The following is a 13,812-nucleotide window of genomic DNA, read 5'->3' on the forward strand; positions in this document are numbered from 1 at the left end:
ATTTTGTTAGTTGTAAGGATAACTTATCGAAAATAATTACCTGTGCTGGTTTTTCAGCGGCGTTAATAAATACTCCAGGCCATTAACCTTTATTTCGAACATGGTTGCCATTAAATCGCCAAGCCTTCCCTTTGGGAAACCTTTATCCTTATACCAAAGCAAATAACTTTCCGGAATATTGCAAATCAGGTAACCCTTGTATTTCCCATAAGGCATTTGCATTTTCACTAAATCGGGTAATATACCTGGATCAAACATTAATCTATCATTTCTAAAGTTTGAATAGCTTCTTCAACCGTGCTTACGTTATCAAATGCGATGCGCAATGTATTTTTAACCTCTTTTAAATTGCACATTCGAGGGTGATGTTGTGCAAAGGTTAAAATTTTAGTAAAGGTTTCTGAATCGAAATATTTCGATTGTTTATCGCTTAGGAAATAGCCCCGCAAGCTATTCTTTTTGAAACTTATTTTCTCAAAACCTAACTTTTTCCCCAGCCACTGTAACTTTACCACACTAAGCATGGTTTTTACCTGCGGCGGAACAGGCCCAAACCTATCGGCCAAATGCTGCTCGAATTTCTTTAGTTCATTCTCATTTTCGAGCTTTGATAATTCCGTGTAAAGATTGTAACGCTCTGTAATGTTGGTAATATAGGCATCAGGAATGTAAAGTTCCAGGTCCGTATCAACTTGAGTAAAACCTACAAAAGGCCGTGATGGCTCATTTTCGAACAAGCCTTTGAATTCGGCTTCTTTAAGTTCCTGAATCGCCTCGTCTAAAATTTTATGGTACATTTCAAAGCCGATTTCAGCAATGAAACCACTTTGTTCGGCCCCGAGCAGGTTTCCGCTTCCTCTGATATCCAGATCCCGCATGGCAACATTAAACCCGCTGCCTAAATCAGAAAACTCTTCAATGGCACTTAATCTTTTCCTTGCTTCTGATGTTAGGGTAGATAATGGAGGAGAAAGGAGATAACAGAAAGCCTTTTTATTGCTTCGCCCAACCCGGCCCCGCATTTGATGTAAGTCGCTTAAACCAAACATATGTGCATGGTTGATAATGATGGTGTTGGCGTTAGGGATATCTAGTCCGGCTTCGATAATTGTTGTAGCCACCAAAACATCTTTTTCCCCATTTATAAAATCGAGCATTACATCTTCCAGGGCATCACCATCAAGCTGGCCGTGTGCTATGCCGATTCGTGCTTTTGGTACAAGCTTTTGTATCAAACCGCCAAGTTGCATTAAATCGTTTACGCGGTTATGAATAAAGAAAACCTGCCCACCTCTGTCTAGCTCAAACTGAACGGCTTCCTGAATTAACTTGTCGTTAAAAACATGTAATTCAGTATTTACCGGCTGGCGGTTTGGCGGTGGGGTGCTGATGATTGATAAATCCCTTGCGCCCATCAGTGAAAAGTGCAGTGTACGCGGAATTGGTGTTGCGGTTAGTGTTAACGTATCTACATTTACACGGATAGCTTTTAACCTTTCCTTTGCGGTAACACCAAACTTTTGCTCTTCATCAATAATCATGATTCCAAGGTCCTTAAACTTCACATCTTTACTCAGTAAGCGGTGCGTACCAATCAGAATATCTACTTTACCTTCAGCGGCCTCGGCCAGTGTGTCTTTTATCTGTTTGCTGGTTTTAAACCGGTTGATATAATCTACCGTAACCGGAAAATCTTTTAAGCGTGAAGAAAATGTTTTGAAATGTTGAAGTGCAAGAATCGTTGTTGGAACTAATATCGCAGCTTGTTTTCCTTCAGCTACAGCTTTGAATGCTGCCCTAACGGCAATTTCGGTTTTGCCAAAGCCAACATCTCCGCAAACCAACCTGTCCATCGGATGCGGTGATTCCATGTCTTTCTTAACATCCTGAGTAGCTTTTAACTGATCGGGTGTATCCTCGTACAGGAAAGAGGCTTCGAGTTCGGTTTGTAAATAACCATCGGGCGAAAAAGCAGTTCCTGCCTGCGTTTTGCGTAAAGCATAAAGCTTTATTAAATCGCGGGCAATGTCTTTAACTTTTTTTTTTGTGGTTTTCTTCAGTTTATCCCAGGCATCAGTCCCAAGCTTGTTCATCTTCGGTACACCACTTTCCTTGCCGCTATATTTTGCTATCCGGTTTAATGAGTTTATATTTACATAAAGCAAATCGTTATCAGCATAAACCAGGCGAATCATTTCCTGCATTTTGCCATTAACCTCAACCTTTTCCAGACCGGCATATTTGCCAATACCATGGTCGATATGCGTAACATAATCACCAGATTTTAACTCACGGAGGTCTTTAAGTGTAATGGCCTGGCTTTTCTGGTAGCCTTTTTTAAGCTTGTACTTGTAATAACGATCGAAAATCTGGTGATCGGTATAGAAGGCGGTTTGAATTTGCGCATCAACAAAACCCTCTCGCAACATGCTGTTTATCGGGGTAAACTTTGCCGTTTTATCAATATCTTCTAAAATGGCATAAAGTCGCTCAACCTGTTTTGGCGAATCCGTAAAAATAAAATTTACAATCCCTGCTTTTTCATTCTCCTTTAAATTATGGATAAGCAGGTTGAAATCTTTATTGAATGAAGGCTGTGGCCGGGTTTCAAACTCAACACGGTTTTCTGTTTGATAGAAGAACTGTTTACCAAACTCTATAAGCGGAAAGTCGTGAAAATGATCGCCGAGTAATTTCTCATCACTAAAGGCAAATTTTGGGTCAATCCATTCCGGATTTTGAGTTTTATCTGCCGCCGGCAAAGCTTTCCAGAGCTCAGCGGCTTTCTTAAATCCAGCTTTGACGATATCGAGCGTAAAGGCAACATCTTTAAACCAAAGCTGGGTATCGCTGTCAATATAATCGAGAATACTGATGTTGCTTTCCGTTAAAAATTTGGCTTGTACATTTGGAACAATGGTAAGCGATTTAACATCGGCAACGGATAGCTGGCTTTCAATTTCAAAGCTTCTGATGCTTTCTACCTCATCTCCGAAAAATTCAATCCGGTAAGGTAATTCAGATGAAAAAGAAAAAATATCTACAATACCCCCGCGGATAGAAAACTGCCCCGGCTCGTAAACAAAATCCCTTCTGTCGAAATCATAATCAATTAAAAACTCATTTATAAAATCGATACCGAGCTTTGCACCTATACTTATTTCAAGGGTGTTTTTCTCTAGTGCCGAGCGGTCGATAACTTTTTCGGCAATGGCTTCAGGATAAGAAACAACCAACTTTCCGTATTCTGAGTTGTGGTTAAGCTCATTTAAAACCTCAGCACGGGCTAAAACATTTGCTGTATCTACCTGTGTAAAATCGAACGATTTCCGGTACGAAGAAGGAAATAATAAAACCTGCTTATCCAGTACACTTTCTAAATCTGACTGAAAGTAGGCCGCCTCTTCCCTGTCGGGCAAAACAAAAAGTATAGGTTTATGCAGTATAAAATAAGATGACAGGGCAACAATTGCATCTGCCGAACCTACTAATCCCTTCAACTGGACTTTAGGGTTTTTAGCAACATTCAACGCCTTGGTAAATTGAGTTACCCTATCGTCGGTTTTGTATCTGTTTATTAAATCGCGAATATTCAAGGCACAAAAATAAGCTTATCTTTTATATTTAACCGCAAACTTCTGTAAAGGTTTTTTTAAGTTTGCAGCTATATTTTGGATGGTTTCAAAATTTTTGTTCGAACCCAAAAAGCACTTGGTCGTTTATTTTTTAGGGTTGGTCGAATTAATGTATCTTTCTGTAACAAAACTTTTTCCTTTACTTCTAAATTATATAAAAAGCGAAACATGAAACACTTAAGAAGCTTTCCTTTAGAACTTTTTTTCTGGATAACGGCTTTAGTGTTATTGGCAAGCTCAAACGCTAACGAGCATCATTTTACACTTTGTCCGCTGGCGAATTTAGGTTTTGCCGATTGGTGCCCGGGCTGCGGTTTAGGAAGGTCGATAAGTCATATTTTACATGGCGAATTTGCCAGGAGTTTTTCCGAGCATTGGTTAGGTTTTCCAGCTTTAATAATTATAGCGTATAGAGTTACAACATTAATAAAGAATAAAACGAGTAAAAAATATTTAACAACAAACACGTAGAAATCATGGATATATATCAATCACCTCTAATGTCGTTACCAGGTATAACACCAGAGGAATACTCATATTTACAACAAGCAACTACCGGTTTAACCGAACAGCAATTGCGCAACTTCCTTATGGTTTACAGTAGCAAAAGGAAAAACCCGTCAGATATGTTGATTTTTTGTTTAATCGGCCTTTTCGTAGTGCCAGGTTTGCAAAGATTCATTATCGGCCAGATAGGAATGGGCATTCTGTATCTTTTAACGGTTGGTTTATGTTTCATTGGCTCAATTGTCGATATCATCAATCACAAAACACTGGCTTTCGAGCATAATCAGAAAATGGCATTCGAAAGTTTGCAAATGGTTAGAATGGGTGGTTTTCAGTAATTCCGTTTTTTTGAAAAGCAAAGGCAGCACAATCTTTAACGTTGCCTCCCGCCATACACTACAAGTCCGCACCCGGTGAAGAACCGGGTTTGCGGGCTTTTTGTTGCTGTCGGGTTTATTAACCAAAGCCCATGCTCTTTAACGCTAACGAGAAACCCGACAGTTAATTCATCTTGCAAGAACAAAATCCTCAATTTTTCTATCTTTATACCATGAGATTATCAGAAATAACGAACTACCTCGAAAGCATAGCGCCCTTAAACTACCAGGAAGATTATGACAACTCAGGCTTGATTGTTGGCGATCCGGCCATGGAAATCCGGGCAGCCTTGGTAGCGCTTGATTGTGTAGAGAAAATTGTTGATGAGGCGATTTCAACAGGTTGTAATCTGATTATAACACATCACCCCATTGTTTTCAAAGGGCTAAAAAAATTAAATGGAAAAAACTATGTAGAGCGTGTTGTTTTAAAGGCAATTAAAAATAACATTGCGCTTTATGCTATCCATACCAACCTCGATGCTGTTCATACAGGTGTTAACTCCAGGATTTGCGAAAAACTGGGGTTAAGTGGAATAAAGGTGCTTTCTCCAAAATCAGGACTGCTTAAAAAACTGGTAACTTTTTGTCCGCAGGCGCAAGCGGAACAGCTTCGTTCGGCTCTTTTTTATGCCGGAGCCGGAAATATCGGCAATTACAGTGAAGCAAGTTTTAATGCCAATGGCATCGGGACATTTAAAGGCAATGAGCATGCCGATCCTTTTGTAGGTGAAAAAGGTGTTCGCCACCACGAACAGGAAGTGCGGATTGAGGTAATTTATCCGGTTCAATCAGAAAGAAAAATATTGGTTGCGCTTTTTGAAAACCATCCATACGAAGAAGTTGCTTACGATTTATATAACCTTGAAAATAAACATAACCTTGTTGGCTCCGGAATGGTTGGCTGGCTTGAATATGATATGGAAGCTTACGATTTCCTGCATATGGTTAAAGACAGAATGCAAGCAAAAGTGGTTAGGCACACCAGTGTATTACCAAAAAGGATAAAAAAAGTAGCTGTTTGCGGTGGTTCCGGAAGCTTTCTTTTAAAAGAAGCCATTGCAGCCGGGGCCGATGCTTTTATTACGGCCGATTTCAAATATCACGAGTTTTTTGATGCAGAGGAAAAACTTATCATTGCCGACATCGGACACTTTGAAACTGAACAATTTACCTCAAATTTATTGGTTGAAATTATTCAGAAAAAATTTACTAACTTTGCAATCCGTTTAACGGAGCAAAATACAAACCCCATAAATTACTTGTTTTAATGGAACAAACCGTAGAACAAAAGCTAAAAGCTTTATACGAATTACAGAATATCCACACAAAAATCGATAAAATCCGTCAGGTTAGAGGCGAATTACCAATGGAAGTTGCCGACCTTGAGGACGATGTGTTAGGATTGGAGACCAGAATTCAGAAAATTAAGGCCGACCTTGATGATTTGGAAGATGCTATCGTAACCCGTAAAAATACAATTAAAGATGCTCAGGCAGCTATAAAAAGATATGACACTCAATTAAAAGAAGTTAAAAACAATCGTGAATACGATGCATTAACTAAAGAAATTGAGATCCAGGGTTTAGACATCCAGGTTTCTGAAAAGAAAATTAAAGAACATGGTTTTGAAATCACTTCGAAAACAGAAATCTATGAAGCAGCAAAAGCTGATTTAGATGGCAGAAAGAAAGATTTAGAAACTAAAAAATCTGAATTAGAAGTAATTACTGCAGAAACTGAAAAAGAAGAAGAAGATTTACTTAAGAAAGCTGATAAAGCAGAGCCAACAATTGATGAACGCTTGCTGGTTGCTTATAAACGTTTACGTAAAAATGCGGTTAACGGTTTAGCTGTAGTAACAATCGACCGTGATTCTTGCTCTGGTTGTTTCAATCAGATTCCGCCACAACGCCAGTTAGACATCCGTCAGCGCAAAAAAATTATTGTTTGCGAGCATTGCGGACGTATCCTGGTTGATGAGGCATTAACTCATGAAGTTGCTGAAGCTTAATCTTCAAAATAGCATAAAAAAGTCCCGAGCAATCGGGACTTTTTTTGTTTACAGGCTTTTCACATTTAATTGCAGCCAGATGCTAATTGAGGTACAGTATTTGTGTGCTAATTTCAACACCCGAATTCGACTTCAACAATGACTAAAAACTTACGATTCCTACCTGTTTTTTTTCTGTTAACGCTTCTCCATCCTCAACAACTATTCGCAAATTTTGATTTTAACGCTAACTGTTTAAACGCCTATAAAAGTATTTTCGAGCTTAAACTTGGAAATGCCAGGGCATATATTTCTACAGAGAAAAAACAGAGACCAAATAATTCCATTATTCCACTATTAGAGAATTATGTAGATTACTTTACATTAATAACCTCAGGCAGTAAAGCCGATTTTGATAGGTTAAAGTCAAATAAATCGCCGAGATTAAATAAAATAAGCGACGATGATAAAAATTCGCCATACTACTTATATGCACAAGCTGAAATAAACCTACAGTGGGCTTTAATAAGGAGCCGTTTCGGTGAATATTTCAATGCGGCAATGGAAATCAGGCGTGCGAATGCTATGTTGCAGGATAATGCTAAAAAATTTCCCGAGTTCCTCTTAAATAATAAAGGTATTGGTTTGGTAAATACCGTTTTAGGAAATCTTCCAGATGGCGCTTTAAAAACAGCGCTGGCAACTTTTGGTATAAAAGGAAATATGCAGACGGGTTTGGCAATGCTTGATAAACTAACGGAAAACCTACAGACCTCTTCTTATGAGCCATTTTATGAGGAGGTGGTTTTCTACTATACTTATGTGCTGGCCGATGTTGCTCATAGCCCATCTGCTTATGCTAAAACAATGAAATATACCGATCGAATAGCGGACACAAGTCTGCTAAAATCTTATTTGCAAAGTTATGTATGCATTAAAACGGCTCATAATGATGAAGCAATTACTATTTTGGCTAAAAGACCTGAAGGAGGAGTTTATCAACCTTTTCCATACCTTGATTATTTAGAGGGGGTGGCTCATCTCAATAAACTAGACCTATCGGCTGCAAACTATTTCAATAAATTTTTACAAAATAATAAAGGAGCTAATTACATTAAAGATGCAAACCTTCACCTGGCGTGGATTGCTTTATTAAAAGGAGATAAAAACGGCTATTCAAGCCTTGTATCAAAAGCAACAAGCACGGGTTATACCTACAATGAAAAGGATAAGCAGGCTCAAAATGAAGCTGGCGCTCCTGCCCCTACCCTTGATTTGTTAAAGGCAAGATTGTTATTTGATGGCGGATATTTATCAAAAGCGGCGCAGTTATTAGGCGATAAGAAAACAACGGATTACAATTCGGATAAAGATAAAACGGAATTTAATTATCGCTTGGGCCGTATCTACGATGATTTGGGTAAAGATGATGAGGCGCTGGTTTATTATCAGGCAGCCATAAATCAGGGTAGAAACCTGAAGTATTACTTCGCAGCAAACGCAGCTTTACAAATGGGTAAAGTTTACGAAAAGAAAAATAATAAAGCCAAAGCTAAAGAAGCTTTCAATACTGCGATTTCTATGAAAAATCATGAGTACGAAAATAGTATCGAAAGCCAGGCTAAAACAGGTTTAAAACGAATCGGCTCTTAAAATCGGTAAACAAAAGCATTAATGTGCATACCTGCCCCTACGGAAGCAAACACGGCGATGTCGCCCTTTTTTACTTTGTAGCCTTTAACCTGCTCTTTTAAAACTAAATCAAGTAAAGTTGGTACGGTTGCCACCGAACTGTTTCCAAGCCAGCTGATTGTCATTGGAACAAGGTTTTCGGGAACAGTATCAGCACCGTAAAGTTTAAATAAACGCTTCATTATAGCTGTATCCATTTTGCCATTTGCCTGATGAACAAATACAATATTGATATCGCTTACTGTTAATCCGGCTTTATCGATGGCTTTTTTGATTACCTGTGGAACCTGCACAACAGCAAACTCATAAAGCTTGCGGCCATTCATTTTCAGGTAATAGTTTCCTGTTGCATCTTCAGGATGAGAGCCTTTGCCCATAGTTAAAAGGCTGCTGTAGTTCACCGCATGTGTTTCCGTTTTGTGCGAAAGAATACCTTTTTTTTGTTCATCAGAAACACCTTCAAAAATTACAGCGCCTGCCCCGTCCGAGAATATCATGCTGTCCCTGTCGTGAGGGTCGATGATACGAGAAAGGGTTTCGGCTCCGATTACAAGAACTCTTTTGGCATCGCCACTTTTAATATAATAATCGGCCTGAATGCTTCCCTGAACCCAACCAGGGCAACCAAAAATAATGTCGTAGGCCACACAATCCGGATTCAATATGCCCAGCCTTTGCTTTACTTTTGATGCAAGTGATGGTAAAACATCGGTGCGGTTACTGTTTAGCGGAATATCACCAAAATTATGGCAGAAGATAATGTAATCTAAGGTTTCTTTATCGATACCTGCATTTTCGATTGCCTTTTCTGCAGCCTTTGTTCCAATGTGGTTGCTTAACAATTCCGGACATGCATACCGACGTTCAACGATTTCAGTAATTTCGGAGAATTTATGTATAATCTCTGCATTCTCTTTATCTAAACGATTCCCGTTCTCAAAAAAAGTCGAATTTAAAAATTCGCTACCGGAAATAATATTCTCAGGAATATAGCTTCCAGTTCCGATAATTACCGTATTTATTGTTGCGCTCATAATTATAATACCATATACTAAAATGGTATGTAGTATAAAACTATGGTTTATAAATTATAAAAGAAAATAAATTAAGAAAAATCGTCAATTAAAAACACAAATAATTCTTTAGGGCCATGGGCACCTAAAACTAATGTTTTTTCAATATCAGCAGTACGGCTTGGCCCGGTGATATTACTGATCATCGACGGAATCTGATGGCCATATTTATTTTTCAATAGCTGAAAGGCATCTTTTAAGTCTAAAACCAATTGACTTGTTCTGGCAATAACAATGTGATGATGTGGAAAAATGCTTAATCTTCTACCCGCTGCACCTTCATTGGAAACCATAACACTACCATTTCTGGCAATTAGTGCTTCACACATGGTGATGCCAACTTCTGCCTGCTCAAAATCTTTATCCGTTTGATAAAAAGGAAATTCATATTTTGCAAGAAACGCTTGAAGTTCCGGTTCCCAGCAGTAAATTTTGCGCCATTTAAACTTATCGGCCAGATGTAGCATGTTTTCGATAAAATCGATACCATCTTCGCAGAAAATAAAATTACCCGAAACAGCGGTTAGTTGTTCTGCAAATAATACTTCAAGCTCATCAATGTTTTTAATATATAAGGGGCTTTCTTCCAAATTAGGATAAGGGTTTTCACGCTTTTCTAAAAGCGCTTTCCTTATCTTTTTCAGCATCTGTTCTTTCGCAGTTGTATTCTCGGCCATCCTTTAAAAATAAAAACCTCGGATTTAATAAATCCGAGGTTTCAAACATATGCATAAATGTTTTGTTTTAAAAGCTCTTTAAGCTTTAAATTTAAGCTTCTACTGGAGGAACATTATTTGTGCCACCTTTTGCCAGCTCTTCGGTTATTTCAGTACCGAAAGGACGTTTTCCGAAAATGTTTTCTAAATCATCTTTAAACAACACTTCTTTCTCAATTAAAATATCGGCCAGCTGAATCAATTTGTCTTTATTTTCTTCAAGTAAATTAATTGCTCTTTGATACTGGCTCTCAATTAATGCTGAGATTTCTTTATCAATAAGCAATGCCGTTTCTTCTGAATACGGTTTATTAAAGTTGTATTCATTCTGGCCCGAAGAATCGTAATAAGTAATGTTTCCAAGCTTATCGTTTAAGCCATAAATGGTAATCATTGCACGGGCTTGCTTGTTCACTTTTTCCAAATCGCTTAATGCGCCGGTAGAAATTGTATCAAAGATTACCTTTTCTGCAGCACGACCACCCATTGTAGCACACATTTCATCAAGCATTTGGTGAGGGCGAACAATCAGCCTTTCTTCAGGTAAATACCATGCAGCTCCAAGGCTCTGTCCACGTGGAACAATCGTAACTTTAATTAGCGGTGCAGCATGTTCTAGCATCCAGCTTACTGTTGCGTGGCCAGCTTCGTGAATTGCAATAGCCCTTTTCTCTGATGGTGTTACTATTTTATTTTTCTTTTCTAAACCGCCAACAATTCGATCAACGGCATCTAAAAAGTCTTGTTTATCAACTGCTGATTTATTTTTTCTGGCGGCTATTAAAGCGGCTTCATTACAAACATTAGCGATATCCGCTCCCGAAAATCCTGGTGTTTGTTTGGCAAGAAACTCTGTATCTAAACCTTCGGCCATTTTAATTGGCTTTAGGTGAACTTCAAAAATTTCTTTACGCTCACGAACATCTGGTAAGTCAACATAAATTTGTCTGTCGAAACGGCCAGCTCTTAACAATGCTTTGTCTAAAACATCAGCTCTGTTTGTTGCAGCCAGGATAATTACGTGTGTGTTAGTGCCGAATCCATCCATTTCAACCAATAACTGGTTTAATGTATTTTCACGTTCATCATTTCCGCCCATAACACCGTTTTTACCGCGGGCACGTCCAATGGCATCAATCTCATCGATAAAAATAATACAAGGAGATTTATCTTTTGCTTGTTTAAACAAATCGCGAACCCGGGAAGCACCAACACCTACGAACATTTCAACAAAATCAGAACCTGATAAAGAGAAGAAAGGAACCTGTGCCTCGCCAGCAACCGCTTTTGCCAGCAAAGTTTTACCGGTACCCGGAGAACCTACCAACAAAGCGCCTTTAGGTATTTTACCCCCTAAAACTGTATATTTCTGCGGGTTTTTAAGGAATTCTACAATTTCCTGAATCTCTTCTTTTGCCCCCTCAAGTCCGGCAACATCTTTAAATGTAGTTTTAACATCGTTTTTTTCATCAAAAAGTGTTGCCTTTGATTTGCCAATGTTGAAAATCTGGCCACCACCACCAGCACCACCGCCCATGCGGCGCATCATGAAAATCCAGAAAGCAATTAAAAGTAAAACCGGAACAATAATGGTTAAGAACCAGCTTGCCAAGGGATTGTTTTTAGTTGTTGGTTGTGCTAAAATTCTTTGATTACTCGGAATATCTTTTTGAGAATCGGCTAATAATTTGTCTAATGCATCAGGAGAGCCGGCAATGAAATAGACTGTTGGCCCTGTATTGGTATTAAAACTGCTTGTACTTTTGTATTGTTTATATTCTGGCTTGTTTAAACTATCTTTTTTGATGTAAACTTCAGCCTTTACAATATCATCAGATTTATAAGAAATAATTTTATCTACATCGCCTTTAAGCAACATATTGGTTTCAAAAGTTCTGTAAGATACTTCTTTGCCACCTTCCGTTGTAAATAAAAATTGTGCAGCAACAATTGCGATTATAATGGCTGCATAAACCCAAAAGATATTAAACTTTGAGCCTTTTTGTGGCTTTTTAGGGATGTTTGGTAGTTTTTTCCCGGGTTTATTGTTTTCGTTTGTATTTTGATTATCGTTCATTGTCTTGTTCAAAAGGTATGATTATGGTTAGGCGCTCTGGTAATTTGTGCTCTCGGCATCTCCCCATAGTTCTTCAATGCCATAAAAGTGGCGCTTTTCAGTTTTAAAAATGTGCACAACCACATCAAAATAATCTAGAATGATCCAATCGGCCGATTCGAAACCTTCTTTATGTCTCGGGTCAGTTTGAGTGGCTTTATATATTTCTTTTTCTACGCTGTCAGCAATAGCTTTTACCTGCGTGGCCGAATTCGCACTTGCAATAATAAAATAATCCGCTACTGATGTATGAATGTTTTTTAGGTCCAACCGCACAATATCTTCTCCTTTTTTCTCTTGTATGCCGTGTACAGCTAACTCAGAAAGGTATGTAGAAAGGGCTACTATTTTCTTTTTTACCATTAAAATGCTTTAATTTTGGAATTACAATCAATATAAATTCAACACTTGCAAAATAACACTTTTTCGACACTATTTGTTGGTCAAAATTTAATCAAATTAAAAGAGGTTGATTCTACTAATAATTACTTGAAAAAACTGGCTTCAAATTCCGAGCCATTACCTGAAGGAACTGTAATTATGGCAGACCATCAGTTTGCCGGAAGGGGACAACAAGAGAGTGTTTGGAAGACAGAACCTGGAAAAAATATAAGTACCAGCATTTTTCTCAAACCAGCCTTTTTGCCCTTGCATAAGCAGTTTTACCTCAATATGGCGGTTAGTCTGGCTGTTTCAGATGCGCTTTCCACATTCCTGCCTTCACAGGTTGTGATTAAATGGCCAAATGATATTTATTACAATAAAAAGAAAATGGGTGGCATACTAATCGAAAATACACTGACAGGTGCTACCATTAAATCGACGGTTGTTGGAGTGGGTTTGAATATTAACCAGTCTTATTTTAATGATGAGCTGAGCAAAAAAGCAACATCTGTATTTCAAATTTTACATAAAGAGATAGATTTAGAGCGAGTTATGGAAAAAATATTCGTTTATATGGAGAAATACTATCTACATTTGAAAACGGGTAAATACGGGGCCTTGAAAAATGAATACCTCAAGCGATTGCTTAATTATAACCAAAAGGCTAACTACAGTAAGAATGGTCGGGTTTTTGAAGGTTATATAAGAGATGTTGAAGACAATGGCTTGCTTAAAATGGAAATTGACGGAGTAATGCAGACCTTCAATTTTAAAGAAATAGAATACATACACACAAATTAAACACATAATGAAAAAAATCACTTTAGTACTATCGATGGTACTTTTTACCATTGCTGGGGCATTTGCTCAAATTGAAAAACCGGTAACCTGGGCCTACGTCGCTAAAAAGACCAGTAAAACGGAAGCAACGCTTTATATAAAGGCTTCTATTGAAGACAGATGGCATATTTATTCGCAAAATGTTAAAAGCGGTGGGCCAGTAAAAACTACATTCACTTTTTCGCCATCAAAGGATTTTAGTTTAGTTGGAAAAACAACAGAACCTAAAGCAATTGTAAAATACGAAGATACCTTTAAAATGAATGTTAGTTATTTCGAGGATCAGGTAATTTTTCAGCAAAAGATAAAGTTAAACAAGGGTGTTACCGCGGTTAAGGGTAAGGTTGAGTTTATGGTTTGTAACGATAAGCAGTGCCTGCCACCGGAAGAAGTGGAATTTAGTATCCCGGTTAAATAGAAAAGATTATAAAACAGAAAGAGTTCCGAAATTGCGGAACTCTTTCTGTTTAAAGTAAAAT

13 protein-coding genes are annotated in these 13,812 nt (G+C 38.1%); 7 read left to right on the forward strand and 6 right to left on the reverse strand.

The window, feature by feature from the left end:
• Window positions 1-36 precede the first annotated feature (36 nt).
• Window positions 37-258, reverse strand: coding sequence for a DUF3820 family protein (locus R2R71_RS06220; RefSeq protein ID WP_316830391.1), 222 nt, complete (start codon window positions 256-258; stop codon window positions 37-39).
• Window positions 258-3,596: a transcription-repair coupling factor gene (mfd, locus tag R2R71_RS06225; RefSeq protein WP_316830392.1), complete on the reverse strand. Its 3,339-nt coding sequence runs from the start codon at window positions 3,594-3,596 to the stop codon at window positions 258-260. Before mfd ends, R2R71_RS06220 begins: the two co-directional genes overlap by 1 nt.
• Window positions 3,597-3,803: 207 nt before the next feature.
• Between mfd and R2R71_RS06230 the strand changes: the two genes are divergently transcribed.
• From R2R71_RS06230 to R2R71_RS06250, 5 genes are all read left to right on the forward strand, one after another.
• Complete coding sequence (locus tag R2R71_RS06230) at window positions 3,804-4,106, forward strand: DUF2752 domain-containing protein (protein ID WP_316830393.1); 303 nt, start codon at window positions 3,804-3,806, stop codon at window positions 4,104-4,106.
• A gap of 5 nt (window positions 4,107-4,111) precedes the next feature.
• Window positions 4,112-4,480 carry a TM2 domain-containing protein gene (locus tag R2R71_RS06235; RefSeq protein WP_316830394.1) on the forward strand — a complete coding sequence of 123 codons (369 nt, stop codon included), beginning with the start codon at window positions 4,112-4,114 and terminating at the stop codon, window positions 4,478-4,480.
• A gap of 212 nt (window positions 4,481-4,692) precedes the next feature.
• Window positions 4,693-5,790 (forward strand): Nif3-like dinuclear metal center hexameric protein, encoded by a 1,098-nt coding sequence (locus tag R2R71_RS06240; protein WP_316830395.1) that lies wholly within the window; start codon window positions 4,693-4,695, stop codon window positions 5,788-5,790.
• Window positions 5,790-6,533 carry a zinc ribbon domain-containing protein gene (locus R2R71_RS06245; protein ID WP_316830396.1) on the forward strand — a complete coding sequence of 248 codons (744 nt, stop codon included), beginning with the start codon at window positions 5,790-5,792 and terminating at the stop codon, window positions 6,531-6,533. The genes R2R71_RS06240 and R2R71_RS06245 overlap by 1 nt, the downstream gene beginning before the upstream one ends.
• 138 nt (window positions 6,534-6,671) lie before the next feature.
• Complete coding sequence (locus tag R2R71_RS06250) at window positions 6,672-8,165, forward strand: tetratricopeptide repeat protein (protein ID WP_316830397.1); 1,494 nt, start codon at window positions 6,672-6,674, stop codon at window positions 8,163-8,165.
• Here the strand turns inward: R2R71_RS06250 and R2R71_RS06255 are convergent.
• From R2R71_RS06255 to rsfS, 4 genes are all read right to left on the reverse strand, one after another.
• Complete coding sequence (locus R2R71_RS06255) at window positions 8,162-9,238, reverse strand: ketoacyl-ACP synthase III (protein ID WP_316830398.1); 1,077 nt, start codon at window positions 9,236-9,238, stop codon at window positions 8,162-8,164. The two genes, R2R71_RS06250 and R2R71_RS06255, sit on opposite strands and share 4 nt — an antisense overlap.
• Window positions 9,239-9,309: 71 nt before the next feature.
• Complete coding sequence (locus R2R71_RS06260; protein WP_316830399.1) at window positions 9,310-9,954, reverse strand: lactate utilization protein C; 645 nt, start codon at window positions 9,952-9,954, stop codon at window positions 9,310-9,312.
• Between the two features lie 91 nt (window positions 9,955-10,045).
• Window positions 10,046-12,070 carry an ATP-dependent zinc metalloprotease FtsH gene (gene ftsH / locus R2R71_RS06265; RefSeq protein WP_316830400.1) on the reverse strand — a complete coding sequence of 675 codons (2,025 nt, stop codon included), beginning with the start codon at window positions 12,068-12,070 and terminating at the stop codon, window positions 10,046-10,048.
• Window positions 12,071-12,097: 27 nt separating this feature from the next.
• Window positions 12,098-12,472 carry a ribosome silencing factor gene (gene rsfS / locus R2R71_RS06270; RefSeq protein WP_056086338.1) on the reverse strand — a complete coding sequence of 125 codons (375 nt, stop codon included), beginning with the start codon at window positions 12,470-12,472 and terminating at the stop codon, window positions 12,098-12,100.
• Between the two features lie 45 nt (window positions 12,473-12,517).
• On the opposite strand from rsfS, the gene R2R71_RS06275 reads away from it, so the two are divergent.
• Together R2R71_RS06275 and R2R71_RS06280 are read left to right on the forward strand one after the other, a co-directional pair.
• Window positions 12,518-13,294, forward strand: a complete 777-nt coding sequence (locus R2R71_RS06275; RefSeq protein ID WP_316830401.1) for a biotin--[acetyl-CoA-carboxylase] ligase — start codon at window positions 12,518-12,520, stop codon at window positions 13,292-13,294.
• A 7-nt stretch (window positions 13,295-13,301) separates the two neighbouring features.
• Window positions 13,302-13,751, forward strand: a complete 450-nt coding sequence (locus R2R71_RS06280; protein WP_316830402.1) for a protein-disulfide reductase DsbD domain-containing protein — start codon at window positions 13,302-13,304, stop codon at window positions 13,749-13,751.
• Window positions 13,752-13,812 lie beyond the last annotated feature (61 nt).

Source organism: Pedobacter aquatilis, assembly GCF_032678405.1.
Taxonomy (GTDB): Bacteria; Bacteroidota; Bacteroidia; order Sphingobacteriales; family Sphingobacteriaceae; genus Pedobacter; species Pedobacter aquatilis_A.